The 26298-nt window shown below is 70.5% G+C and carries 19 protein-coding genes; 11 read left to right on the forward strand and 8 right to left on the reverse strand.

Annotation, left to right across the window (positions count from 1 at the left end):
• Window positions 1–486: 486 nt before the first annotated feature.
• Window positions 487–1473, forward strand: coding sequence for a right-handed parallel beta-helix repeat-containing protein (locus KI385_RS12440; protein ID WP_238572244.1), 987 nt, complete (start codon window positions 487–489; stop codon window positions 1471–1473).
• Window positions 1474–1702: 229 nt separating this feature from the next.
• On the opposite strand, the gene rpsA is transcribed toward KI385_RS12440, so the two are convergent.
• The gene (gene rpsA / locus KI385_RS12445) at window positions 1703–3220 is read right to left on the reverse strand and encodes a 30S ribosomal protein S1 (RefSeq protein ID WP_238572245.1); all 1518 of its coding nucleotides are present in this window, start codon (window positions 3218–3220) and stop codon (window positions 1703–1705) included.
• A gap of 378 nt (window positions 3221–3598) precedes the next feature.
• On the opposite strand from rpsA, the gene KI385_RS12450 reads away from it, so the two are divergent.
• Both KI385_RS12450 and KI385_RS12455 read left to right on the forward strand, forming a co-directional pair.
• Window positions 3599–4420 (forward strand): class I SAM-dependent methyltransferase, encoded by an 822-nt coding sequence (locus tag KI385_RS12450; protein WP_238572246.1) that lies wholly within the window; start codon window positions 3599–3601, stop codon window positions 4418–4420.
• Window positions 4421–4524: 104 nt separating this feature from the next.
• Window positions 4525–7320: an ATP-dependent RNA helicase gene (locus tag KI385_RS12455; protein WP_238572247.1), complete on the forward strand. Its 2796-nt coding sequence runs from the start codon at window positions 4525–4527 to the stop codon at window positions 7318–7320.
• Window positions 7321–7342: 22 nt separating this feature from the next.
• Here KI385_RS12455 and KI385_RS12460 read toward each other — a convergent pair whose 3' ends face one another.
• From KI385_RS12460 to KI385_RS12475, 4 genes are all read right to left on the reverse strand, one after another.
• A complete protein-coding gene (locus KI385_RS12460) occupies window positions 7343–8086 on the reverse strand; it encodes a hypothetical protein (RefSeq protein ID WP_238572248.1) in 744 nt (247 codons plus the stop codon).
• Between the two features lie 9 nt (window positions 8087–8095).
• Window positions 8096–9112, reverse strand: coding sequence for a cell envelope lipid trafficking protein PgfA (gene pgfA, locus KI385_RS12465; RefSeq protein ID WP_238577676.1), 1017 nt, complete (start codon window positions 9110–9112; stop codon window positions 8096–8098).
• 111 nt (window positions 9113–9223) lie between these two features.
• Window positions 9224–9358, reverse strand: coding sequence for an SPW_0924 family protein (locus KI385_RS12470; protein WP_238572249.1), 135 nt, complete (start codon window positions 9356–9358; stop codon window positions 9224–9226).
• Between the two features lie 225 nt (window positions 9359–9583).
• Entirely contained in the window at window positions 9584–11392 is a 1809-nt protein-coding gene (locus tag KI385_RS12475) for a lytic transglycosylase domain-containing protein (protein WP_238572250.1), read from the reverse strand.
• 151 nt (window positions 11393–11543) lie between these two features.
• Between KI385_RS12475 and KI385_RS12480 the strand changes: the two genes are divergently transcribed.
• On the forward strand, window positions 11544–12506 hold the full coding sequence (locus KI385_RS12480) for a DUF4184 family protein (RefSeq protein WP_238572251.1): 963 nt from the start codon (window positions 11544–11546) through the stop codon (window positions 12504–12506).
• Window positions 12507–12556: 50 nt separating this feature from the next.
• Here the strand turns inward: KI385_RS12480 and KI385_RS12485 are convergent, their stop codons facing one another.
• Window positions 12557–13255 carry a rhomboid-like protein gene (locus tag KI385_RS12485; RefSeq protein ID WP_238577677.1) on the reverse strand — a complete coding sequence of 233 codons (699 nt, stop codon included), beginning with the start codon at window positions 13253–13255 and terminating at the stop codon, window positions 12557–12559.
• 195 nt (window positions 13256–13450) lie between these two features.
• The gene (gene polA / locus KI385_RS12490; protein WP_238577678.1) at window positions 13451–16111 is read right to left on the reverse strand and encodes a DNA polymerase I; all 2661 of its coding nucleotides are present in this window, start codon (window positions 16109–16111) and stop codon (window positions 13451–13453) included.
• A gap of 352 nt (window positions 16112–16463) precedes the next feature.
• On the opposite strand from polA, the gene KI385_RS12495 reads away from it, so the two are divergent.
• The 7 genes from KI385_RS12495 to KI385_RS12525 all read left to right on the forward strand — a co-directional run bounded on the left by KI385_RS12495 (window position 16464) and on the right by KI385_RS12525 (window position 25554).
• A complete protein-coding gene (locus KI385_RS12495; RefSeq protein WP_238572252.1) occupies window positions 16464–18764 on the forward strand; it encodes an FdhF/YdeP family oxidoreductase in 2301 nt (766 codons plus the stop codon).
• A 116-nt stretch (window positions 18765–18880) separates the two neighbouring features.
• Window positions 18881–19354 carry a PaaI family thioesterase gene (locus KI385_RS12500; protein ID WP_238572253.1) on the forward strand — a complete coding sequence of 158 codons (474 nt, stop codon included), beginning with the start codon at window positions 18881–18883 and terminating at the stop codon, window positions 19352–19354.
• A 488-nt stretch (window positions 19355–19842) separates the two neighbouring features.
• A complete protein-coding gene (locus KI385_RS12505; RefSeq protein ID WP_238577679.1) occupies window positions 19843–21063 on the forward strand; it encodes a branched-chain amino acid ABC transporter substrate-binding protein in 1221 nt (406 codons plus the stop codon).
• A gap of 124 nt (window positions 21064–21187) precedes the next feature.
• Window positions 21188–22117 carry a branched-chain amino acid ABC transporter permease gene (locus KI385_RS12510; protein ID WP_128510359.1) on the forward strand — a complete coding sequence of 310 codons (930 nt, stop codon included), beginning with the start codon at window positions 21188–21190 and terminating at the stop codon, window positions 22115–22117.
• Window positions 22118–22122: 5 nt separating this feature from the next.
• A complete protein-coding gene (locus KI385_RS12515; protein WP_238572254.1) occupies window positions 22123–23919 on the forward strand; it encodes a branched-chain amino acid ABC transporter permease in 1797 nt (598 codons plus the stop codon).
• 7 nt (window positions 23920–23926) lie between these two features.
• Complete coding sequence (locus tag KI385_RS12520; protein ID WP_238572255.1) at window positions 23927–24841, forward strand: ABC transporter ATP-binding protein; 915 nt, start codon at window positions 23927–23929, stop codon at window positions 24839–24841.
• Window positions 24838–25554, forward strand: a complete 717-nt coding sequence (locus KI385_RS12525) for an ABC transporter ATP-binding protein (protein WP_238572256.1) — start codon at window positions 24838–24840, stop codon at window positions 25552–25554. Before KI385_RS12520 ends, KI385_RS12525 begins: the two co-directional genes overlap by 4 nt.
• An 84-nt stretch (window positions 25555–25638) precedes the next feature.
• On the opposite strand, the gene KI385_RS12530 is transcribed toward KI385_RS12525, so the two are convergent.
• Entirely contained in the window at window positions 25639–26292 is a 654-nt protein-coding gene (locus tag KI385_RS12530) for an ANTAR domain-containing response regulator (RefSeq protein WP_128510363.1), read from the reverse strand.
• Window positions 26293–26298 lie beyond the last annotated feature (6 nt).

The raw sequence follows: 26298 nt of genomic DNA on the forward strand, positions 1-26298 counted from the left end.
CCTCGTTCTCATGAACGCCAACGCGCGATCGTCCGTAGGCATTCCCGGCGCCGGACGCCACCCGTCGTACTTCGGCCACGCCCCGTGCCCCACACCCGCCCCACCCGGCCCACCCCACCCACGCCGCCCCCAGTCACGTAGCCCCACCGCCCCCTCCCCGGCCCAGGCCCCTCTCACCCCTGCCCCAGCTCCCTCCCTCACTCTCCCCCGCCCTCCCCCACCACCTCAAATTCAAGGACATGAACTCAACTCCCTTACTGCAGAGACGAGTTCACCCCACACCCGCCCCACCCCAAGGCTTGACGCACACCACCTCCGCCTCTAGCTTCACCTCCGCACGGCAGATTCATACTGAAATCCAAGGTTCATATATGGGAAGGAAGTTGAATGCGTACACCCCGTTCCGCCCGTTCCCTCCGTTCCCGCTGTTCCCCCCGTTCTCACCGCTCCCCCCGTCCTCGCCGCTCCCCTCGCATTCGCCCCCTCTTGACCGCCCCCGGCGCCGCCGCCCTCCTGGGCGCCGCGTTACTCCCCCTGGCCACCTCAGCCACCTCAGCCACAGCCGCCACTGACAGCACTCCTGCCGCTTCCCCCACCCGAGCCATCGAGGTGTCGACAGCCGCGCAGCTCAAGGACGCGCTAGCCGCCGCGAAACCGGGTGACTCGATCCAGCTCGCCGACGGCACGTACAACGGCAACTTCAAGACCACCGCCGCCGGCACCTCCGGGTCCCGCATCACGCTCACCGGTTCGTCGAAGGCCGTCCTCACCGCGGGCGGCGGCTACGGGCTGTACCTGAACGGCGCCTCGTACTGGACCGTCAAGGGAATCACCGTCACCGGCGGCCAGAAGGGGATCATGATGGACGCCTCGAACGGCGTCGTCATCGACTCCGTCACCGTGCATGACCTGGACATGGAGGGCGTGCACTTCCGCAAGTCCAGCAAGGACGGCGTCATCAAGAACTCCACCATCCGCGACACCGGCAAGAACGGCAGCGGCATGGGTGAGGGGGTGTACGTCGGCAGCGCGGGCGGCACCGACGACAAGAGCGACAACGCGCAGATCCTCGGCAACACCATCGGGCCCGGTGTCGGCGGCGAGAACATCGACATCAAGGAAGGCACCACCGGCGCGAAGATCATCGGTAATACGTTCGACGGTAGTGGGCTGACCGGCGCCCACTACGACGACTCATGGGTCGACATCAAGGGCAACAAGGTCCTCGTCGAGAACAACAGGGGCAAGCACACCACCAACAACGGCTACGAGACCCACACCCAGCAGTCGGGCTGGGGCTGCGGCACGGTCTTCCGTGGCAACACGTCCGATCTGAGCGGCGCCACCGGATCCGGCCGTTATGGATTCAACATCACCCATTACGACGCGTCCGACTGCCCGGTCACCATCGCGGGCGACAACACCGTCACCGGCGGCCGCGGTGTCGCCAATCCGGGCATCCCCGTGGGCTGACCGTTGGGCAGCGATGCCCCCCCCCGGCCCCGAGGCCACCCCTCAGACCCCCTTGGGGCCGCCGGCTCGCGCCCCGGGGAGACGCCCCGGACATGCCCCACCCTGGAAGCGGCGCCCTGGACATGGCCGTCCCCGGGTACGACGAAGGCCCGCTCCCCCTGAGGGGAACGGGCCTTCGTCTATCGGCTAGTGCCTAGCGGCGAACCGCTGGGCGCCTGTCGACGCGAGCTCAGCTCTGGCCGCCGGCCAGCTTCTCGCGCAGCGCGGCGAGCGCCTCGTCCGACGCCAGGGCGCCGGAGTTGTCCGCCGACTCCGAGGAGTACGAGCCGCCACCGGTGCTGCCGCCACCGGCCTGGCCGCCACCCTGAGCCGCCGGCGCCGCAGCGCCCTCGGCCGCAGCCTGCTCGTCGGCCTCGCGGGACTTGATGACCTGAGCCTGGTGCTGCTCGAAGCGCTGCTGCGCCTCGGCGTACTGGTTCTCCCACGCCTCGCGCTGGGCCTCGTAGCCCTCGAGCCAGTCGTTGGTCTCCGGGTCGAAGCCCTCGGGGTAGATGTAGTTGCCCTGGTCGTCGTAGGACGCGGCCATGCCGTACAGGGTCGGGTCGAACTCGACCGCCGACGGGTCGGCACCGAAGGACTCGTTGGCCTGCTTCAGCGAGAGGCTGATGCGACGGCGCTCGAGGTCGATGTCGATGACCTTGACGAAGATCTCGTCGTTGACCTGGACAACCTGCTCCGGGATCTCCACGTGGCGCTCGGCCAGCTCGGAGATGTGGACCAGGCCCTCGATGCCCTCGTCGACGCGCACGAACGCACCGAAGGGAACGAGCTTGGTGACCTTACCCGGGACGACCTGACCGATCTGGTGGGTCCGGGCGAACTGCTGCCACGGGTCTTCCTGGGTGGCCTTGAGCGACAGGGAGACGCGCTCGCGGTCCATGTCGACGTCGAGAACCTCGACGGTGACTTCCTGGCCGACCTCGACAACCTCGGACGGGTGGTCGATGTGCTTCCAGGAGAGCTCGGAGACGTGGACGAGACCGTCGACGCCACCCAGGTCCACGAAGGCACCGAAGTTGACGATGGAGGAGACGACGCCGGAGCGCACCTGACCCTTCTGAAGGGTGGTGAGGAAGGTCTGGCGGACCTCGCTCTGGGTCTGCTCCAGCCAGGCACGGCGGGACAGGACCACGTTGTTGCGGTTCTTGTCCAGCTCGATGATCTTGGCCTCGAGCTCCTTGCCCACGTAGGGCTGAAGGTCGCGGACGCGGCGCATCTCGACCAGGGAGGCCGGGAGGAAGCCACGGAGGCCGATGTCGAGGATGAGACCACCCTTGACGACCTCGATGACGGTACCGGTGACGATCCCGTCCTCTTCCTTGATCTTCTCGATGGTGCCCCAGGCACGCTCGTACTGGGCGCGCTTCTTCGAGAGGATCAGGCGGCCTTCCTTGTCCTCCTTCTGGAGAACAAGGGCTTCGATCTCGTCACCGACGGCGACGACCTCGTTGGGGTCGACGTCGTGCTTGATCGAGAGCTCGCGGCTCGGGATGACGCCTTCGGTCTTGTAACCGATGTCGAGCAGGACCTCGTCCCGGTCGACCTTCACGATGACGCCGTCGACGATGTCGCCGTCGTTGAAGTACTTGATCGTCTCGTCGATCGCGGCGAGGAAGGCTTCCTCGTTACCGATGTCGTTGACCGCAACCTGCGGGGTGGTGGCGGTGGTCTCGGTGCTGCTCGTCATGTGGGAAAGGGCTCCGGTGCGGACATTGAAGTCGTAGGTACTGCTACGCCGAGAGCCCGTATCGCCTCTGCATAAGCCGGACAGTGTCAAAGACGCATCTTCCGGAAGTTCAGAGATGCCGGAGCATCCGTCACAATCCGAAACGCCTCAAAACCGAGGGGACATACATACAGATGCGAGCGCGGCCTGCTCCGTCTGAGGCGCGCAAGCCCGCAGCGCAACTTGTAGCATACGGGGGCAGCCGGACGCGGTCAATGCGCGAACGCGCACACCCGGGGCAGAACGCCCCATAACCGGCACACGCGGTGTTCCGCGAGGTCGAACGGCCTCACAGTCCCTGCAGCTACAAGCAGTGCGAAGACTACGACGACGGGCGCAATGAACCAAGACCACGAGCCGGAGGCGACCCGCCGTGACGCCTCGGACACCGAAAGCAGCCGGGCCAATCGGGGCTGGTGGGACCGTAACGCCGACGAGTACCAGAGCGACCACGGCGCGTTTCTCGGGGACGACCGCTTCATCTGGGGTCCCGAGGGGCTCGACGAGGCGGACGCCGCGCTGCTCGGGCCGGCCGCCGAGCTGAAGGGGCGGCGGATCCTGGAGATCGGTGCCGGCGCGGCGCAGTGCTCCCGCTGGCTGGCGGCGCAGGGCGCGCTCCCGGTGGCGCTGGATCTCTCCCACCGGCAACTGCAGCACGCGCTGCGGATCGCCGACGGGCTGGCCGACGACGCCACCGAGCTGGTGGAGGCGGACGCCGGGGCGCTGCCGTTCCGCGACGGCAGCTTCGACCTCGCCTGTTCCGCGTACGGCGCGCTGCCGTTCGTCGCCGATCCGGTGCGGGTGCTGCGCGAGGTGCGCCGGGTGCTGCGGCCGGGCGGCCGGTTCGTCTTTTCCGTCACCCACCCCATCCGCTGGGCCTTCCCGGACGAGCCGGGGCCCGAGGGGCTGTCGGTGGCGGCTTCCTACTTCGATCGCACGCCGTACGTCGAACAGGACGAGAGCGGCCACGCGGTGTACGTCGAGCACCACCGGACGCTGGGCGACCGGGTCCGGGACGTGGTGGCCGCCGGTTTCCGGCTGGAGGATCTCGTCGAACCGGAATGGCCGGAGTGGAACACCCAGGAGTGGGGCGGCTGGTCCCCGCTGCGCGGGCATCTGATTCCGGGGACGGCGATCTTCGTGTGCGTGGCGGGGGCTTAGGGGCTCGGGGGGCTGCGGGGGCTCAGGGGACTTAAGGGGCCTCCCGCCGCCGTCTCCGGGCAGCGGCCTGCCGACGTGCGTGGCCGGGGCGTCAGACTGGGGGCGTGATCCTCCCCCAACCTTCGGCCGGGGGCGCCGCCCACGCCCTTGCCCAGCTGCCCGTACGCACCGCGCTGCCCGCGCTCCGTGCCGCCCTCGACGGGCCCGGTACGGCGGTGCTCTGCGCCCCGCCGGGCACCGGCAAGACGACCCTGGTGCCGCTGGTTCTCGCCGGCCTGACCGGTGAGGGGCCGGTGCGGCGGGTGCTGGTCGCCGAGCCACGCCGGATCGCGGCCCGGGCCGCGGCGCGGCGGATGGCCTGGCTGCTGGGCGGGAAAGTCGGCGAGGACATCGGGTTCACGGTGCGCGGTGAGCGCCGGGCCGGTCCCCGCACCGTCGTGGAAGTGGTGACCACCGGGGTGCTGCTGCAGCGGCTGCAGCGCGACCCCGAGCTGGCCGGGTTCGATGTGGTGGTGCTCGACGAGTGCCATGAGCGGCATCTGGACGCCGATACCTCCGCGGCCTTCCTTCTGGACGTACGCGAGACGCTGCGGCCCGAGCTGCGGCTGGTGGCCGCGTCGGCGACCACGGACGCCCAGGGGTGGGCACGTCTGCTGGGCGGCCCCGACGGGGCGGCGCCGGTCGTCGAGGCGGCGGGCGTGTCGCATCCCGTAGGGGTGGTGTGGGCGCCTCCGGAGCGGCCGGTGCGGCCGGCACACGGGATGCGGGTCGATCCGGCGCTGCTGACGCATGTGGCGGGCGTGGTGCGGCGGGCGCTGCGGGAGCAGTCGGGCGATGTGCTGTGCTTTCTGCCCGGTGTCGGGGAGATCGGGCGCGTCGCCGGGGAGCTGAGCGGTGTGGACGCCGAGGTGCTGCAGGTGCACGGGCGGGCGCCGGCCGAGGTGCAGGACGCGGTGCTGGCGGGCGGGGACGGCGCCCGGCGGGTGGTGCTGGCGACGTCGGTGGCGGAGTCCAGCCTGACCGTGCCGGGCGTGCGAGTGGTGGTCGACAGTGGCCTGGCGCGGGTGCCGCGGACGGATCATGCGCGGGGGCTCAGCGCGCTCACGACCGTACGGGCCTCCCGGGCGGCGGCCCGCCAGCGCGCCGGGCGGGCCGGGCGCGAGGCGCCGGGTGTGGTGTATCGGTGCTGGTCGGAGGGCGAGGACGGGCGGCTGCCGGCCTTCCCCGATCCGGAGATCAAGGTGGCGGATCTGACGGCGTTCGCCTTGCAGGCCGCCTGCTGGGGCGATCCGACGGCGAGCGGTCTTGCACTGCTCGATGCGCCGCCGGCCGGTGCGCTGGCCGCGGCGCGGGAGGTGCTGACGGCGATCGGCGCGGTGGACGAGGACGGTCGGGCGACGGAGCGGGGCACCCGGATGGCGCGGCTCGGGTTGCATCCCCGACTGGCGCGCGCCCTGGTGGACGGCGCGCCCGAGGTCGGCGTACGGCGGGCCGCGGAGGTGGTCGCCCTGCTGAGCGAGGAGCCGCCGCGGGCGTACGGGGACGATCTGGCGGCCGCGTGGCGCACCGCGCGACGGGGTGGCGATGCCTACGCCGCCAGGTGGCGGCAGGAGGCCCGGCGGCTGGCGTCGGCGGCTGGAGAGCCGGGGGCGCGGCCGGGGTCAGGTTCAGGGTCGGCTTCAGGGTCGGCTTCAGGGTGGGGCGAGGTTTCGGGTGCGGGTGAGGTGTCAGGGTCGGGCCGGGGCCCGGGAGCGGGCGGTCGTGCGGGCGAGGGCTCGGGCAGGCGTCCCGGCGCCGGCGAAGGCGCGGCCGCGGCCAGGAGCACCGGCGCCGGTTCCGGCGGCGGCACGAACGGCTCCCGCGGCCCCGCAGGCTCATCCCCCACCGACGACGCCGTCGCCGGGCTCATCGCCGCGTTGGCGTTTCCGGAGCGGGTGGCGCGGGTGCGCGGGGTCGGGAGTTATCTCATGGCATCCGGGACCGGGGCCGAGCTGGCGGGGGCCGGGCCGCGGCCGGGGACTCGGGCCGGGGACACCTCGCGGCTGCGGGAGGCGGGGTGGTTGGCGGTTGCGGTGGCGGACCGGCCGGTGGGGGCGGTGTCGGCGCGGGTGCGGCTGGCGGCGGTGATCGATGAGGCGACGGCGTGTGCGGCGGCGCGGGCGCTGTACTCCTCCGGTGAGGAGGTGCGCTGGTCGGACGGGGACGTGGTGGCCAGGACGGTGGCCCGGCTGGGGGCGATCGAGCTTGCGGTGCGGCCGCTGACCGCACCCGATCCCGGGCTGCTGCGGGACGCGGTGGTGTCGGGGCTGCGGCGGGAGGGGCTCGGGCTGCTGCGGTGGTCGGCCGGCGCGATGTCGTTGCGGCAGCGGATGGCGTTCCTGCACCGGGAGTTGGGCGCGCCATGGCCCGATGTGTCGGACGCGGCGCTGCTGGAACGCATCGAGGAGTGGCTGGGTGTGGAACTCGGGCGGGCGCGGCGGCGGGCCGATCTGGAGCGGATCGACGCGGGGCAGGCGCTGGCCCGGCTGCTGCCGTGGGCGACCGGTGACGCGGCCCGTTTCGAGGAGCTGGCGCCGGAGCGTATCGAGGTGCCGAGTGGTTCGCGGGTACGGGTGGATTACGGCGGCGAGCAGCCGGTGCTGGCCGTCAAGCTGCAGGAGTTGTTCGGCCGGCAGGAGTCACCGCGGGTGGCCGACGGCCGGGTGCCGGTGCTGGTGCATCTGCTCTCCCCCGCGGGGCGTCCGGCCGCCGTGACGGCCGATCTCGCCTCGTTCTGGAGGGACGGATACCGGTCCGTGCGGGCGGAGTTGCGCGGCCGCTATCCCAAGCACCCCTGGCCGGAGGACCCTTCGACGGCCGAGCCGACCCGGCACACCACGGCGCGGCTCAAGCGGGGCTGACCCGAGGGCCGCGTGCACGGAGTCAGGCTGCGACCCCCTCTCCCCGCAGCTTGGCCGCATACCACTCGCTCAGCGTCTCCGGCCCCGGCAGCGCCGTGTCCCTGTCGGCCGGTACGACCACCAGCACATTGCGGAGGAAGCAGGAATAGCAGACAGGGTCGGCGTCCTGGGCGAGGCACAGGAGCCGGTCGCCGCCGCGCCAGAGGGCGAAGTGCAGGTCGGCGTCGGGGGTGCCGTCGGCCGGGTCGGGGCGGCTGGTCATGGCGCTGGGGGGGCCGAAGCGCGCGGTGAGGAGCGCGGCGGCGGCCTGCCAGTCGGCGTCCAGCCGGCTGCGGCCCTGGTCGGGGTGGAGGGTCCAGCCGCGGGCCCGGCCCCAGACCGCGGCGAGGTGGTCGGCGTCGGACACACCGTCGTACTCGGGGTCGTAGACGCTGAAGGTCGCCCAGGTGGTCTGGCCGGACGGGCCCGGGTCCCCGTCGTAGTGGCCCGACCAGATGACCTGTCCGGCGGCGGTTTCGTAGGAGTCGTCGAATTCGGAGTAGCGCCATCCGTGGGTGGTCAGGAAGGCGTCGAAGGCCTCAATGCCGTCCAAGGAGTCGACGGACTCGATGGGTCCGTCAGAGAGGCCGGCGGCGGGTGTGTGGGCGCGGTGCTCGTGGTGAGCGTGGTCCCGGGCATCCGACGGGGTGTCGTCGCAGGCCAGGTGGGTCAACTCCACGAGCTGTGCGATGACTTCGTCGGTGACCGGGCAGTTCGCCAACGTCATGTGTTCACGTTACGGGCCGCCACTGACAACGCCGTCGTCGGGCGCCGGCGACAGTGCGGACGAGGGCCGCCGGGCCGACGCACCGGGGCGGCGGCTGCGGGCTTCGAGGTGCAGGCTCAGTGCGAGCAGCGCCGCCCCGAGGACCAGGAACCCCCAGGGGAGGTAGCTGGTGAGCAGCAGGACCAGGGTGCGCTGGGAGGTCACCAGGGCCACGATGGAGTCGACGTAGTCGTCGCGCATCTTCACATGGCCGGCGAACGCGGTGACCTTGCCGCCACCGGGCAGCAGATCGCCGCCGCGCAGCTCCTCCTTGTGGTTCTCCTGGCCGTTGACCGGTGCGCCGGTGACCGGGTCCACCCAGAACATCCGCTTGGTGGTGTACCAGCGGGTGGTGCCCATCTTCTTGACGGACTCCGGGGTGATGCCCTTGACCGGCATCTTCTTGGGGAGCGGGACCTTGGTCCAGGGGATGGTCTGCTCGAAGTAGTAGACCTCCAGGCCGCGGAAGGTGCGCGTCCCCTTGTAGTGGATGGGGGCCGAGGTCCGGGTCTGGGCGTCGAAGTAGGTGTAGTCGCGCTTCTCGGTGAGGAACGGCCACTTGTACTCGATGCCTTCGCGGCGTACCGGGTCGCCGTCGACCATCTCGCCGGTGGCGTGCACGGGTTCCTGGGAGTGCGCGTCGAAGATGTAGCGCTCGGGGATTTCGGAGACCATCTTGCCGTCGGGGCCGGCGACGTAGGACAGGGCGTCCCAGACGACGACGTCGCGGCCCGCGGTCTGCTCGATCCGGTCGGATGCGGCGACATCGCCCTTGAGGGTCTGCACGATGGTGACCTTGGGGACCTGCTTGGCCTTCATCGTCCCGTAGTCGATGAGGGTGGCGGGCCTGGCCTCCAGGACCGTGTCCTGGTACTGGCTGGGCGGGATCTTGGCGAGCCGCGGGAAGGCGTACCAACGCATCAGCGGGGACAGGGCGGTGAAGAAGACGGCGAGGGCGAGCAGCACCAGGCTCGCCCTGCGGCGCATCCCCCTCGCTGCTGTACGGCGGGCGGGATCGGCGGTGTGGGAACCGGCCGGGGGTGTGGGGGTTGTCCCCGTAGTGGGCACAGTGCGGCGCATGGCGGTGGCGTCCCTCCCTCAGGGGTGCTTGGGGACGGTGGTCAGCAGCGGTTTGGGCGAGGCCGTGCCGCTGGGCGCGCCGATCGCGGTGATCGTGAAGATGAGGGCGAGCGCCGCGGCCAGTCCGGCCGCGGCTGCTGTCAGGGCGCGCATGGGCGGCCTCCCGGAGAGCTGCTGTGCCTGTCCGGGGGACGTCCCCGGGCCCCCGATGGCGTCAGGGCGGGGGCACCGTAGCAACGGGCGGCTGAGATGAGAACACGTTGCACCGCCGTCCCGCCCTGGACGGCGGGCGGGACGGCGGTGGGACTGCGGTGCCGGGCCGGGCGCGGAGGCCGGCCGGAGGAGCTGCCTCCGTGGTGGCGAGGGCCGGGCGGCTCGTTACGACCCGGCCGGGGCGGCGACCTTCAGCTTGATGGTGAGGACGGTGCCGTCGGCGGTGGTCAGCCGCAGCAGGAAGGTCCCGGCGTGCGCGTCCGTGTAGATCTTCGGGAGCTTGAGCAGGCCGTCGGCGTCCGTGGTGAGCCCGGTGAGTGTGCGGACCGGCTTGTCCTTGTCGTCGCCGGTTGCCTCGGGGTCCTTGAAGTAGGGGCCCTTGTCGTTCTCCACGGGGTTCTTCGGGTCGTCGGTGACCATGGTCGCGGTGACCGGCACACCCGCCGCGATCTTGTCCTGGTACGTCGCCTTGACCTCGACCGCGTCCTCCGCGAAGGCCTGGCCGGCGGTCGCCGTGAGCTCCTTGTCCGAGGTACGGGCGAGCTTGTCGGCCTTCGGCGCCGGCTTTGCCTTGACGGTGGCGCCGAAGTCTACGGCGGGCACGGTACGGCCGAGGGCCGTCGCACGGATGGCGAAGGCGCCGGCCTTGTCGCCCGCGCGCAGTGTGGGCGCGGTGGCCAGGCCGTTCTTGTCCGTGGTGACGGTGACGGTGGTCGCGTCGTCGGGGAAGCGGGCGTCGGTGGAGGCGGGGAGGGTGAAGCGGACGGGGGCGCCGGCGACCGGCTTGCCCGCGGAGTCCTCGGCGCGCACCTGCGGTGACGTGGCGAACTCGGTGCCGGCGGTGGCGCTGAGGTCCTTGGCGCCGACCCGTTGGAGGGCGGTGAGCGGGGCGGGCTTGGTGGGCGGCTTGGGGGTGGGCTTGTCGGTGGGCTTCCCCGTGCCGCCGCCCGGTGTGGGTCCGGTGCCGTCCGAACCTCCCGGCGTGCCGGGCTCGTTCGGCTTTCCCTTGCCGGGTGTGCCGGATCCGCCGGGCTTCGGGCCCTTGCCGGGCGCCTTGCCGGAGCCCCGGCCATGGCCCTTACCGCCGCCGGCCGGGGCGTGGTTGTCGCCGCCGGTCGCGCCGGAGCCGCGCCGGTGCACCGGGAGCACGCCCTTGCCGTCCGGCACCTCGTGGGTGCCGTGGCGGTAGAACTCGAACCAGGACAGCACGGTCCGCAGATATTCCTCGGAGTTGTTGTAGCCGAGGATCGCCCGGTTCAGGTCGCGCTGGGCCGAGAGGTCGCGGCCGTTGGCGCAGAGGTAGCGGCCGGCGGCGAGCGCCGCGTCGTAGACGTTGTTGGGGTCCTTCTTGCCGTCGCCGTTGCCGTCGGCGCCCCAACCGCTGCTGTCAGGGCCGCCCTCGGACCAGGTGGAGGGGATGAACTGCATCGGGCCCACGGCGCGGTCGTGGGTGAGGTCGCCGTCGTAGCGGCCGTGGTCGGTGTCGGTGATCCGGGCGAAGCCATGGCCGTTGAGCTGCGGGCCGAGGATCGGCTGGAGGGTCGTGCCCTCGGCGTCGACCGCTCCGCCGCGCGCCTGGCCGGATTCGACCTTGCCGATTCCGGCGAGCAGCTGCCAGGGCAGCCGGCAGCCCGGGTCGGACGCGCCGATCCGGGATTCGGCCTTCTTGTAGGCGGCGAGGACGGTGGCGGGGATGCCGGCCTCGGCGGGGCCGGTGCCGAGGGCGGGGCCATGGCCGGTTTTGTGCGAACCGTTGGGCGGCGCCGGGCTCTTGAAGGGCGGCCGATCGGTGAAGTATGTCGAGCCGCCGTCGATGGGGGTGTCGGCAGGGGGCGGGGTCGGTTCCTGTTCCTCGCCGGCCGCGCTCCCGGTGGCGGCCGGCGCCTGAGAGGCGGTCAGGGCGGCGAGCACCAAGGCCACCACGGCCGTCGTGGCCGCTCCCCTTCGGAGCCGCCGCCGGAATGTGGCTGCCATATGTGGTCCCCTCCGCGTTGCCCCACCGCGTTGCTGACGCGGTGTCGCGCTCCCCAGCGCTCCAACTCAGGCGACACTACGACAACTCGGGCCCGGCATCTACCACCCTCATCGGACACATAATGATCCGAATCGATCAAGGGGAAGCACCATGCCGTTCACGCTCAGCCATGCCGCCGCTGTGCTCCCGGCCATCCGGCGGACCGGCGCAGCACGCGGTCCGTTGGTCGCCTCGGCGCTCGTCGCGGGGTCGTTCGCGCCGGACATGACGTACTACGCGGACACTCTGGTGCCGGGTGCCATGGAGTTCGGCGAGGTCACCCACTCGCTGTTCGGCGTGCTGACGGTGGACGTCCTGTTCACCGCGGCGTTGGTCGGGGGCTGGCTGTTGTTGCGCGAACCGTTGCTGGAACTGCTGCCCCGGGCGTGGCGCGGACGGGTCCGGGCGTTCGCCCATGGGCGCCCCTGGAAGCCGCGCGGACCCGGTGAACTGGCCGCGCTGACCGGCTGGTTCCTCCTCTCGGCGGTGCTCGGCGCCACCACTCATGTGGTCTGGGACGCCTTCACCCACCCGGGCCGCTGGGGCACCCGGCTGATACCCGGCCTGGACCGGACCGTGGCCGGGTTCCCGGTCGCCACATATCTGCAGTACGGCACGTCGGCGCTCGCGCTGGCGGGGATGGGGTGGTTCGTGTGGTCGGCGCTGCGGGGTGAGGGCGCGGGCAGGGGTGCTGGTGCGGGGCCGGCGGCGCCCGCCGCCATCCCCGCCCTGACCGTCCGGCAGCGGCTGCTGGTGGCCGCTCCGCTCGCCGTGTGCGTACTCCTCGGCGCCCTGCACCGCACCCTGCGGGCACACGCCACCTACGGCGACGCGGCGACCTGGTTCGACTACATCCCGTCCGTACTCTTCGGCGCCGGCGCCGGCCTCGCCCTCGGGCTGCCGCTCTACGCGGTGGCCGTACGGCTGCTGCACCGCCACCCGCGCCGCACCCGGGCAGCCGGCCACGGGGCCTCGGTGCGGCTGCCGAGGCCGGCGGACCGGTCCGCATCCCGGACGGGGTCCGCGCCGGGTGCCGCGTCCGCCTCAGGAACGAGGGCGTCCTCCTCCGAGTGATGGCACCCGGGGAGCCTGCTGTGCACCCGCGCCCGCTGCACGACGTCGGGCTACTCGACGAGAGTCGCGTCGGGCTGCTGCGCCGGGGTCGGGGCAGCGCGCCGGGCGGCTCGCAGCAGGCACGCACCGCAGGCGAAGCCGATGGCTGCCGCCAGCAGATGACCGACGGTGGTGAAGTCGGGCAGCACACCGCTCCAGTCGCCGCCGGTCACCGGCCAGGCGACGACCCCGGCCGCCGCGAGCCACCGCGCCCGCTTCAGCAGGAGTGCCCCCGTCGCAAGCACCGCCTCGGCCCCGTAACTGATCCCGAAGTCGGTGGCGTGCCGAACGCTGTCCGGGTACCAGCCGTGGGCGATGGCCACGTGGATCAACGGCACGGTGAGCAGCGTGGCAGTGAGGTGTCCCAGGACGAAGATGCCGAAGGCACGCCCCGCTCCGTATCGCCGTTCCAGCCATGCCAGGCACACGCTGACGCCGATGCCGAGCGTGATCAGCGTGCCGACGAAGGCAAGTGAGGTGAATTCGGTCAGAGTGCCGTCAAAGAACAGCATGCTGCCCGCCAGTACACGGACCGGACGGTCGTGAAGATTGTCCAGATTGGTACTGACGCCGAGCACCACTCGCTGCGCCTCCGCGGTGGACAGCACCGAAGTGCACCACAGATGGGTCAACAACAGCAGTCCGACATATGCAGTGGTGACCGGATTGCGGGAGACGTAGGTGCCCAGGACTCGGGCGACACGGCGCATCACGGGGTGATCAAAGCAGAGCGCTTGCGCCGTCGACAAGATCCACGACGCGTCAGGCAACGACCGTGATCCGGCCACCGCCGGGCGGGCCGGACCGGGCCGGAACTCGACGCCGTGCGGGCCGGGTTGCGGCCGGCAGAGCCGGGGCGGAGCGGGGCCCTGCCTTCCCTGCTCCCTTCCCGGCCCGCCTCCGCCTCAGTGCGCCGCCGACTCCCAGTCCTTGCCGGAGCCGACCGAGACATCCAGCGGGGCCCTCAGTTCGACCGCCGCGGCCATCTCCCTGCGGACCAGTTCCTCGACCTTCTCGCGTTCGCCCGGGGCCACCTCGACGACGATTTCGTCGTGGACCTGGAGCAGCATCCGCGACTTCAGCTTCGCCGCGCGCAGTGCCGCGTCGACCCGCAGCATCGCGATCTTGACGATGTCGGCGGCGGTGCCCTGGATCGGTGCGTTCAGCGCCATCCGCTCGGCCATTTCGCGGCGCTGGCGGTTGTCGCTGTTGAGGTCGGGGAGGTAGCGGCGGCGGCCGAGCACCGTCTCCGTATAGCCGGTGGCGCGGGCCTCCTCCACCACGCGCCGGAGGTAGTCGCGCACCCCGCCGAACCGCTCGAAGTAGTTGTCCATCAGCTTGCGGGCCTCGTCGGGCTGGATGCCCAGCTGCTGGGAGAGGCCGAAGGCCGACAGGCCGTACGCCAGGCCGTAGGACATCGCCTTGATCTTGCGGCGCATCTCCGGGTCGACCTGGTCCTTGCCGACCGAGAAGACATGGGAGGCGACGGTGGTGTGCAGGTCCTCACCGGAGGTGAACGCCTCGATCAGGCCCTCGTCCTCGGAGAGATGGGCCATCACCCGCAGCTCGATCTGGCTGTAGTCGGCGGTCAGCAGCGATTCGAAGCCCTCGCCGACGACGAAGCTGCGGCGGATCGCCCGGCCCTCGTCCGTACGCACCGGGATGTTCTGCAGGTTGGGGTCCGTGGAGGACAGCCGGCCGGTGGCGGCCACGGTCTGGTTGAAGGTGGTGTGGATCCGGCCGTCCGCGGCGATGGTCTTGATCAGGCCCTCGACCGTGGTGCGCAGCTTGGCCTGCTCACGGTGCCTGAGCATGATCACCGGGAGTTCGTTCTCGGTCTGCGCGGCCAGCCAGGCCAGTGCGTCGGCGTCGGTGGTGTAGCCGGTCTTGGTCTTCTTGGTCTTGGGCAGGCCCAGCTCACCGAAGAGAACCTCTTGCAGCTGCTTGGGCGAGCCCAGGTTGAACTCATGGCCCACGGCGGCATGCGCCTCCTGCACGGCCTGCTGCACCGCGCCCGCGAACTGCTGCTCCATCCGCTCCAGCCAGCCCCGGTCCGCGGCGATACCGGCGCGCTCCATCCGGGCCAGCAGCTCGCTGGTCGGCAGCTCCACATCGCGCAGCAGCTCGGCCGCGCCGACCTCCGCGAGCTTGGCCTCGAAGGCCGTCCCCAGGTCGAGGACCGTGCGCGCCTGCGCCATCAGGGCGTCCGCCTCGGCCTCCTCGTCCGCACCGAACGCCAGCTGCCCGTCGCCGGCCGCGGCCGGGGCGAGATCGCGCCCGAGGTATTCGATGGACAGGGCGTCCAGGGCGAAGGAGCGGCGGCCGGGCTTGACCAGATAGGCGGCCAGCGCCGTGTCCATGGTGACGCCGTCGATCCGCCAGCCGTGCTCGCCGAAGACCCGCATCAGGCCCTTGGCGTTGTGCATCACCTTGGGTCGGGCGGCGTCCGCGCTCCAGGCGGCGAAGGCCTGCTCATCGGCCTCGTCGAGCTGGGACGGGTCGAACCAGGCGGCCGGGCCGTCGGGGGCGGCCAGCGCCACCTCGGCGACGCTGCCGCTGCCCAGGCTCCAAGCATCGACGGTGGACACGCCCAGCGGTCCGGTGCCGTGTTCGGCCAGCCACGGAGCGAGTTCGCCCGGACCGACGACCGTGCCGTCCACCTCGACGCCGGCGGCCGGGGTGGCCTCCTCGGCGGCCTCCTCGGCGCCCGGGTCGACGGAGTGCAGCCGGTCCCGCAGGCCCTGGTTGCGGATCTCCAGCGCATTGAGGAAGACCGTGAGCGCCTCACGGTCGTAGGGCTCGCGGGTCAGCGCCTCCGGGCCGCACGACAGCTCGACATCGCGCACCATCTCCGTCAGTCGGCGGTTGAGCTTCACCGCCTCCAGGTGCTCACGCAGATTGGCGCCCGCCTTGCCCTTGACCTCCTCGGCGCGCTCCACCAACTCGGCGAACGAACCGAACTGGTTGATCCACTTCGTGGCGGTCTTCTCACCGACGCCCGGGATGCCGGGGAGGTTGTCGGACGGGTCGCCGCGCAGCGCCGCGAAGTCGGGGTACTGGGAGGGGGTCAGGCCGTACTTCTCGACGACCTTCTCCGGGGTGAAGCGCGTCAGCTCCGAGACGCCCTTGGTGGGGTAGAGCACCGTGACGTTGTCGGAGACCAGCTGGAAGGAGTCGCGGTCGCCGGTGACGATCGAGACCTCGAAGCCCTGCGCGGTGGCCTGCTCCGTGAGCGTGGCGATGACGTCGTCGGCCTCGAAGCCCTCCACCGCGAACCGCTTGACCCGCATCGCGTCGAGCATCTCGCCGATCAGCTCGACCTGGCCCTTGAACTCGTCGGGGGTCTTGGAGCGGTTCGCCTTGTAGTCCGGGAACTCCTCGGAGCGCCAGGTCTTGCGCGAGACGTCGAAGGCCACCGCGAAATGCGTGGGCGCCTCGTCGCGCAGGGTGTTCGCGAGCATCGACGCGAAGCCGTAGATCGCATTGGTCGGTTGTCCCGTGACGGTCGTGAAATTCTCCACGGGCAGGGCGAAGAACGCCCGGTATGCCATGGAATGCCCGTCCATCAGGAGCAGGCGGGGACGGCCGCCCGCCGCCGCCTCGGTGCCGGTCGCTTCGCTCTTCTTCGCTGCCTTTGCTGCCACGCCCCCGATCCTGCCACGCCCCACTGACAATCCCCGCCGCGACGGCTCCCGCCCCTGCCGTACGCCGCCCCGGCCCCTGCCGCCCACCCCCGGTCCCCCGCCGCCCGCCGCCCGCCGCCCGCGCCGTACACCCCGGCCGGCGCCCCGGACCACCGATCCCCGCGATCACCCCTACACCGCTCCGCCCCGTCCGTGACAGGATCGGATGTGTACGGCAACGATCCGCCACGCCCCGGCGGAGCGAGCACCAGCTCAAGGCTCAAGGGAGAGCGCCATGGCAGGCAAGCCGCCCGCGTCGGACCCCATCCAGGACGCGCCCGAGGTCAGCGAACCCCAGCACTCCGCCGTCGGTCTGCCGGCCATCACCCACGCCCTGCGCATCGCGCAGCAGCAGATGGGCGTGCGCCGTACCGCCCTGACCCTCCTGCGCGTCAACCAGCCGGACGGCTTCGACTGCCCCGGCTGCGCCTGGCCCGAGCCCGACAAGCCGCACACCGCCGAATTCTGCGAGAACGGCGCCAAGGCCGTCGCCGAAGAGGCCACCCTGCGCCGCGTCACCCCGGACTTCTTCGCCGACCACCCCGTCGCCGACCTCGCCACCCGCAGTGGCTACTGGCTCGGCCAGCAGGGCCGCCTCACCCACCCCATGTACCTGGCCGAGGGCGCCGACCACTACGTTCCCGTCCCCTGGGAGCAGGCTTTCGACATCATCGGCGAGGAGCTGACCGCCCTCGACTCCCCCGACGAGGCCGTCTTCTACACCTCCGGCCGCACCAGCAACGAGGCCGCCTTCCTCTACCAGCTCTTCGCCCGCGAATTCGGCACCAACAACCTCCCCGACTGCTCCAACATGTGCCACGAGTCGTCCGGCTCCGCCCTGACGGAGACCATCGGCATCGGCAAGGGCAGCGTCCTGCTGGAGGACCTCTACAAGGCCGACCTGATCATCGTCGCCGGCCAGAACCCGGGCACGAACCACCCCCGGATGCTCACCGCCCTGGAGAAGGCCAAGGCCGGCGGCACAAAGATCATCTCGATCAATCCGCTCCCCGAGGCCGGCCTGGAACGCTTCAAGAACCCGCAGACCCCGCGCGGTCTGGCCGGCGGCGGCACGCCCCTGACCGACCTCTTCCTCCAGGTACGCCTCGGCGGCGACCAGGCCCTCTTCCGCGCCCTCAACCGCCAGATCCTGGCCACCGACGGAGCCGTCGACGAGGAATTCATCCGCGAACACACCCACGGCTTCGAAGAGTTCGCGGCAACCGCGCGCGACGACGACGACTGGGACGAGACGCTGCGCGCCACCGGCCTGACCCGCGAGGAGATCGACCGCGCGCTGGCCATGGTCCTCGCCTCCCGCCGCACGATCGTGTGCTGGGCGATGGGCCTGACCCAGCACAAGCACTCCGTCCCCACCATCCAGGAAGTCGTCAACTTCCTTCTTCTGCGCGGCAACATCGGCCGCCCCGGAGCCGGCGTCTGCCCCGTACGCGGCCACAGCAACGTCCAGGGCGACCGCACCATGGGCATCTTCGAACGGCCCGCGCCCGCCTTCCTCGACGCCCTGGAAAAGGAGTTCGGCTTCGCGCCGCCCCGCGAACACGGCCTCGACGTCGTCCGCGCCATCCGCGCCCTGCGCGACGGACAGGCCAAGGTGTTCTTCGCCATGGGCGGCAACTTCGTCGCCGCCACCCCCGACACCGACGTCACCGAGGCCGCCATGCGCCGCGCCCGGCTGACCGTCCACGTCTCCACCAAGCTCAACCGCTCGCACGCGATCACCGGCGCCCGCGCGCTGATCCTGCCGACGCTGGGCCGTACGGAGCGCGATGTGCAGGTCGGCCCGAACGGGAAAAGCACCGAGCAGTTCGTGACCGTCGAGGACTCCATGGGCATGGTGCACGCCTCCCGCGGCCGCCTGGCACCCGCGAGCCCCCAGTTGCTGTCCGAGACCGCCATCGTGGCCCGTCTGGCCCGCCGCGTCCTGGGCGACAACAGCCGTACTCCCTGGGGGGAGTTCGAGAAGGACTACGCGACGATCCGCGACCGCATCGCCCATGTCATCCCCGGCTTCGAGGACTTCAACGCCAAGGTCGCCCACCCCGGAGGCTTCGCCCTCCCGCACGCCCCCCGGGACAACCGCAGTTTCCCCACCGCCACCGGGAAGGCCAACTTCACGGCCGCGCCCGTCGAATACCCCACCGTCCCCGAAGGACGGCTGCTGCTGCAGACGCTGCGCTCCCACGACCAGTACAACACCACCATCTACGGCCTCAACGACCGCTACCGCGGCATCAAGAACGGCCGCCGCGTGGTGCTCGTCCACCCCGACGACGCCCGCGAACGGGGCCTGGCCGACGGCGCGTACACCGACCTGGTCAGCGAATGGACGGACGGCAGCGAGCGGCGGGCGCCCGGCTTCCGTGTCGTGCACTACCCGACGGCCCGCGGCTGCGCGGCCGCCTACTACCCCGAGACCAATGTCCTCATCCCGCTCGACCACACCGCCGACACCAGCAACACCCCCGCGGCCAAGTCCGTGGTGATCCGCCTGGAAAGCCCGCACCAGGACTGACGGCCACCAGGCCGGCCGGCGGGAACAACAACCCCGCGCCGAGCGCTCGCTCAGGGGCCTGATAGGAACAGGCACGGATCGACGACGATCACGGGCGAGCGAACGGAGCCGTAGGCATGGGTGAACACAGCACCACAAAGTTTCCGCAGGAGATCCTCGACCAGTGGACCGGCCTCGGCCTCGACCTGCCCGCCCTCTTCTCCGCCGGACACCTCGGCGAGCGGATGAGCGTCCAGGTCACCGAGGCCGCGCCCGACCGCGTCGTCGGCACCATGCCCGTCGAGGGCAACACCCAGCCCTACGGACTCCTGCACGGCGGCGCCTCCGCCGTCCTGGCCGAAACCCTCGGCTCCGTCGGCTCCATGCTGCACGGCGGCCCCACCAAGCTCGCCGTCGGCGTCGACCTCAACTGCACCCATCACCGCAGCGCCCGCTCCGGCCTGGTCACCGGCGTCGCCACCCCCGTACACCGCGGCCGCTCCACCGCCACCTACGAAATCGTCATCACCGACGAACACGACAAGCGCGTCTGCACCGCCCGGCTGACCTGCATGCTGCGCGACATCGACGCCGACGCCTACCGCGGCTGATTTCACCCGGGACGGCGCCTCGCCGCCCCGCCATTACGGCCCCGTACCCGGCCCCCGGGAGCGGGGCCGTTCGCATGTCCGTAACGCTGCGTAACGTCCGTGCAATCCCGCACCCACCCCACGCCCCAGGCCCCGCACGGGCCCCGGCTCCCCCGCGCCCGCACCGTCCGATAACCGGACGTCTCTCTGCCCCCGTCCGCCCCAACCGCCCGTGGAAGTGCAAGTTCGCCCTCCGCACCGCGTTCGCTCCTCAGCGGTAAGGACCATGACGGCAAAACACTCATCGACGGTCATAACAAGAGCGTCACATCCTGGTCAGCGCCTCTGCCGACGCGACGAACACCGCTCTAGAGTCACCGCCAGTCACCGCGCCGCCGGGCGTGCTGTGAGAACGGACACGTCTGCCCCCCGTACAGCCCGGCGCGCGAATCGGCCATGCGACAGCTGTGGCCGCGCCAGGGAAAGGACTGCTCGTGCGTCACCGTTCCTTGCTCATCCTCACCACCGCAGTCGCCACCGGTGCCCTCACGCTCTCCGCGTGCGGCTCACGCGGTGCCGACAACAAGAGCGGCGACGGAAAGACCACCGTCGTCATCGGCCTCGACGCCCCCACCACAGGGGAGCTCTCCGCCCTGGGTCTGGGTATCCGCAACTCCGCCCAGCTCGCCATCGACAACGCCAACAAGGCCGGCGAGGTCAAGGGCGTCACCTTCAAACTCGAAGCCCTCGACGACAAGGCCCTGCCCAACGTCGGCCAGCAGAACACCACCAAGCTCGCCGGCGACAAGGACGTCCTCGGCATCGTCGGCCCGCTCAACTCCGGCGTCGCCCAGTCCATGCAGCAGGTCTCCAAGCAGAACAACCTCACCCTGATATCCCCGGCGAACACCACGCCCGACCTCACCCAGGGCCCCGACTGGCGCAAGAACAAGCGCGTCCGCCAGTTCCCCACGTACTTCCGCACCGCCACCACCGACGAGGTGCAGGGCGCCTTCGACGGCCAGTACGCCTACGAAAAGCTGAAGGTCAAGAAGGCCTACGTCATCGACGACCAGAAGACCTACGGCGTCGGCCTGGCCTCCTCCTTCAAGGACCAGTTCACCAAGCTCGGCGGCAAGATCGCCGGCACCGAACACGTCAGCCCCGACGACCGCGACTTCAAGGCCGTCGTCTCCAAGGTCAAGTCCGCCAAGCCCGACCTGGTCTTCTACGGCGGCGAATACCCCGCCTCCGGCCCCCTCAGCCAGCAGCTCAAGGACGGCGGCGTCACCGTTCCCCTCATGGGCGGGGACGGCATGTACAGCGGCGACTACATCAAGCTGAACAAGAAGGCACAGGGCGACTACGCCTCCTCCGTCGGCAAGCCCGTCGAAGAACTCCCCTCCGCCAAGAAGTTCATCGCCGACTACAAGGCAGCCGGCTTCAAGGAGGCCTACGAGGCCTACGGCGGCTCCACCTACGACGCCACCTGGGCCCTCATCCAGGCCGTCAAGGCCGTCGTCGGCGACAACGGCGGCAAGCTGCCCGACGACGCCCGCAAGAAGGTCTCCGACGCCATGAACAAGGTCAGCTTCGACGGCGTCACCGGCCCCGTCGCCTTCGACAAATTCGGCGACACCACCAACACCATGATCACTGCTTACCAGGTCGACAAGGGCGCCTGGGCCTCCCGCTTCAGCGCGGAATTCAAGAAGTTCGACAAGAGCTGACCGACCGACGAGACACCCACCGACAACCGCGGGCCGCGCCAGGACGCCACAAACGACCTTGGCGCGGCCCGTGGCACACCGGCACCCCGGAATCTCGTAACTCCCACACAACGGAGGCCCTGCGGTGAACGAACTGCCGCAACAGCTGGCCAACGGACTCATCCTCGGCGCGATGTACGGACTCATCGCGATCGGCTACACGATGGTCTACGGAATTGTCCAGCTCATCAACTTCGCCCACGGCGAGATCTTCATGGTCGGCGGCTTCGGAGCGCTCAGCGTCTACCTCGCCCTCCCGGCCGGCACCTCACTCGCCCTCGCCCTGCCGATCATGCTCCTCGGCGGCATCGCGGTATCCGTCCTCGTCGGCATCGCAGCGGAACGTTTCGCCTACCGCCCGCTGCGCGGCGCCCCACGCCTCGCCCCCCTCATCACCGCCATCGGCCTGTCCATCGGTCTCCAGCAAGCCATCTGGAAGTGGTACCCCGACGGCAAACAGGCCCGCGTCTTCCCCCAGTTCAAGGGCCACTCCTTCGAGATCCTGGGCGCCACCATCCAACGCGGCGACATCTTCGTCCTCATCGCCGCCCCCGCCTGCATGATCGCCCTCGGCTTCTTCGTCGCCAAAACCCGCAGCGGCCGCGCCATGCAGGCCACCGCCCAGGACCCCGACACGGCCAAGCTCATGGGCATCAACACCGACCGCATCATCGTCCTGGCCTTCGCCATCGGCGCCGCCTTCGCCGGCGTCGCCGCCGTCGCCTACGGACTGCGCACCGGCGAGGTCCAGTTCCGCATGGGCTTCATCATGGGCCTCAAGGCGTTCACCGCGGCCGTGCTCGGCGGTATCGGCAACATCTACGGCGCGATGCTCGGCGGCGTCGTCCTCGGCGTCGCCGAAGCCCTCGCCACCGCCTACATCGAAGAGATCCCCGGCATGCAGCAATTCGGCGGCGGAGCCTGGAAGGACGTCTGGGCCTTCGTCCTCCTCATCCTCGTACTCCTCCTGAGACCACAAGGCCTACTGGGCGAACGCGTCGCGGATCGGGCGTGATAGCGATGACCACAGACACCACCAAGAACACCGCTCCGGGCGTGCTCCCCCTCCCCGAACGCACCGCCCGCATCACCACCGCCGCAGGCGCCCTCGCCACCGCCGTCACCACCGGCCTCGCCTGGACCTGGAGCAACGACTTCCCCGGCGAACTCACCTACTACGGATCCCCCGCCGGCCTGCAGATCGTCACCCTCGTCGGCGGCATCCTCACCCTCCTCCTCGCCACCGCCGGACTCGGCCTGCGCGGCCTGCAATGGCTCACCCCCGGCGGCCGCAACGCCTCCGTACTCCTCGCCGCCCTCGCCACCTTCGCCGCCACCTGGTTCACCCTGATCGCCATCGCGATCCAACTCGGCGGCCTCGTCAACCTCGAACCCGGCGGCTTCCTCGCCGGCCTCACCTCACTGGTCACCCTCCTCGGCGCCCTCGGACTGCCCGCCGACCACACCAGTGACCAGCCACCCACCGGCGCCTGGCAACGCTTCACCGGAGCCCTCGCCGCCACACCCGTGAAGCGCCGCACCCGCGAACTCCCCGCCTGGGCCGAAATCCTCATCATCGCGGGCGCCTTCGCCGCCGGACTCTTCGCCTTCACCTACGGCATCGACACCGACGACGGCGCTCCCTTCGTGGGCTACCTGCTCTTCATGGTGCTCGCCATCCCCGCCCTCAACCGGGCAGGACTCATCGCGCGACTCACCGCACTCACCCACAAACACCGCGGCCCGGCCCTCGCCGCCGCCTTCATCGCCGCCGCCAGCTTCCCCTTCACCCAGGACACCGACCAGTACACGATCATCGGGGCCAACATCCTGATCTTCGCCACCGTCGCCCTGGGCCTCAACGTCGTCGTCGGCCTCGCCGGCCTGCTCGACCTCGGATACGTCGCCTTCCTCGGCGTCGGCGCCTACGCCGCGGCCCTCGTCTCCGGCTCCGCCGAATCCGCCCTCGGCATCCAGTTCCCCTTCTGGGCAGCCCTCCTCACCGGAGCCGCCGCCTCCCTCGTCTTCGGCGTCCTCATCGGCGCCCCCACCCTGCGGCTACGCGGCGACTACCTCGCCATCGTCACCCTCGGCTTCGGTGAGATCTTCCGCATCGCCATGCTCAACCTCAATGGCACCACCGGCCCCGACGTCACCAACGGCGCCATGGGCATCCCGAACATCCCCAACCTGGAGATCTTCGGCTTCAACTTCGGCGAACCCCACGACATCCTCGGCATCCCCATCGCCACCTACGGCAACTACTACCTGCTGATGATCCTCGTGACCGCCTTCGTCGTGCTCGTCTTCCGACGCGCCGCCGCCTCCCGCATCGGCCGCGCCTGGATCGCCATCCGCGAAGACGAAACCGCCGCCATCGCCATGGGCATCAACAGCTTCCGCCTCCGGCTCCTGGCCTTCGCCCTCGGCGCCGCCCTCGCCGGACTCGCCGGGACCGTCCACGCCCACGTCGTCACCACCGCCACCCCCGAACAGTTCCAGTTCGCCGGCCCCCAGCCCCCCAACTCCGCCTTCCTCCTCGCCGCCGTCATCCTCGGCGGCATGGGAACCCTCAGCGGACCCCTCGTCGGCGCCGCACTGCTCTTCCTCATCCCGGCCAAACTCGACTTCCTCCAGGACTACCAGCTGCTGCTCTTCGGCATCGCCCTCGTGCTGCTGATGCGCTTCCGGCCCGAAGGCCTCATCCCCGACCGCAGGAAGCAGCTCGAATTCCACGAGACCGGCCAGCTCGACGTGCCCGATCAGCGCCTCCCCGACGGAGACGCGACCATCGGCGTCACCAAGGCAAAGGCGTGACGACACCATGACCACACCCACCCTCGCGACCACCACCCATACGGTCCTCGAAGCCTCCGGCGTCACCATGCGCTTCGGCGGACTCACCGCCGTACGGGGCGTCGACCTCACCGTCGGCACCGGCGAAATCGTCGGCCTCATCGGCCCCAACGGCGCCGGCAAAACCACCTTCTTCAACTGCCTCACCGGCCTCTACGTCCCCACCGAAGGCACCGTCAGCTACCAAGGCACCCGCCTCTCCCGCAAACCCCACCTCGTCACCCAGGCCGGTGTCGCCCGCACCTTCCAAAACATCCGACTCTTCGCCAACATGACCGTCCTCGAAAACGTCCTCGTGGGCCGTCATACGCGCACGAAGGAAGGGCTCTGGTCAGCCCTGCTACGCGGCCCCGGCTTCAAGAAGGCCGAACGCACCTCCGAGGAGCGCGCCATGGAACTCCTCGAATTCACCGGCCTCGCCCACAAACGCGACCACCTCGCCCGCAACCTCCCCTACGGCGAACAACGCAAGCTGGAGATCGCGCGGGCACTCGCCTCCGAACCGGGCCTGCTGCTGCTCGACGAACCGACGGCCGGTATGAACCCCCAGGAGACCCGGGCCACCGAAGAGCTGGTCTTCGCCATCCGGGACAAGGGCATCGCCGTCCTCCTCATCGAGCACGACATGCGCTTCGTCTTCAACCTGTGCGACCGCGTGGCCGTCCTCGTCCAGGGCGAAAAGCTCGTCGAAGGCACCTCCGAAGTCGTCCAGGCCGACGAGCGGGTCATCGCCGCCTACCTCGGCGAACCCTTCGAAGGCGACCCCGGCGAAGCCGAAGTCTCCGAGGTCGAGGCCGCGGAAGCCCACGCCGCGGAAGCCGTCGCCGAACCGGCACCTGCCGACGCGGAGGACTCCGCCAGCACCCAGGGAGGACCCCAGTGACCGCACTGCTCGAGGTCGAGGACCTCCGGGTCGCCTACGGCAAGATCGAAGCCGTCAAAGGCATCTCGTTCTCCGTCGAAGAGGGCCAGGCCGTCACCCTGATCGGCACCAACGGCGCCGGCAAGACGACCACCCTCCGCACCCTCTCGGGCCTGCTCAAGCCCACCTCCGGAAAGATCGTCTTCGACGGCAGGCCGCTCACCGGCGTCCCCGCCCACAAGATCGTCTCCCTCGGCCTCGCCCACTCCCCCGAAGGCCGGCACATCTTCCCCCGCCTCACCATCGCCGAGAACCTCCAGCTCGGCGCCTTCCTCCGGAAGGACACCGCCGGCATCGAGGCCGACATCCAGCACGTCTACGACCTCTTCCCCATCCTCGGCGAACGCCGCAAACAAGCCTCCGGCACCCTCTCCGGCGGCGAACAGCAAATGCTCGCCATGGGCCGGGCGCTGATGTCCCGCCCGAAGCTCCTCATGCTCGACGAACCCTCCATGGGGCTCTCGCCGATCATGATGCAGAAAATCATGGCAACCATCCGCGAACTCCGCTCCCAGGGCACCACCATCCTGCTCGTGGAACAGAACGCGCAGGCCGCCCTCTCCCTCGCCGACCAGGCCCACGTCATGGAGATCGGCCGGATCTCCCTCTCCGGCAGCGGCCCCTCCCTCCTCCACGACGAGTCCGTCCGCAAGGCCTACCTCGGCGAGGACTGAACCCGCACACCACCCGCACCCGGCAACACGAAAGCGGCCCCGTACCGATCACCGGTACGGGGCCGCTCGCGATCTTGCCGGACGCTACTGGTCCTTCTGCTGCTTCTTCTCCTCGGCGTCCTCGATGACCGCCTCGGCAACCTGCTGCATCGACAACCGACGATCCATCGACGTCTTCTGGATCCACCGGAACGCGGCCGGCTCCGTCAGCCCGTACTGCGTCTGCAGAATGCTCTTCGCACGGTCCACCAGCTTCCGCGTCTCCAGCCGCTGCGTGAGGTCCTCGACCTCCTTCTCCAGCGTCTTCAACTCGGTGAACCGGCTGACCGCCATCTCGATCGCCGGAACGACGTCACTCTTCGAGAAGGGCTTCACCAGATACGCCATCGCACCCGCGTCCCGCGCCCGCTCCACCAGCTCACGCTGCGAGAACGCGGTCAGCATCAGCACCGGGGCGATGCTCTCCTCGGCGATCTTCTCGGCCGCCGAGATGCCGTCCAGAACCGGCATCTTCACGTCCAGGATCACCAGATCGGGACGGTGCTCCCGGGCCAGCTCCACGGCGGTCTGCCCGTCCCCGGCCTCGCCGACGACGGTGTAGCCCTCTTCCTCCAGCATCTCTTTGAGATCAAGACGGATGAGCGCCTCGTCCTCGGCGATCACGACGCGCGTGGTCAGGGGCGGGACGTGCGACTGATCATCATCAGCGACGGGCTGCTCGGGCTCGGCGGCGCTCACGGGACT

The organism is Streptomyces inhibens (assembly GCF_022221585.1).
GTDB lineage: Bacteria > Actinomycetota > Actinomycetes > Streptomycetales > Streptomycetaceae > Streptomyces > Streptomyces inhibens.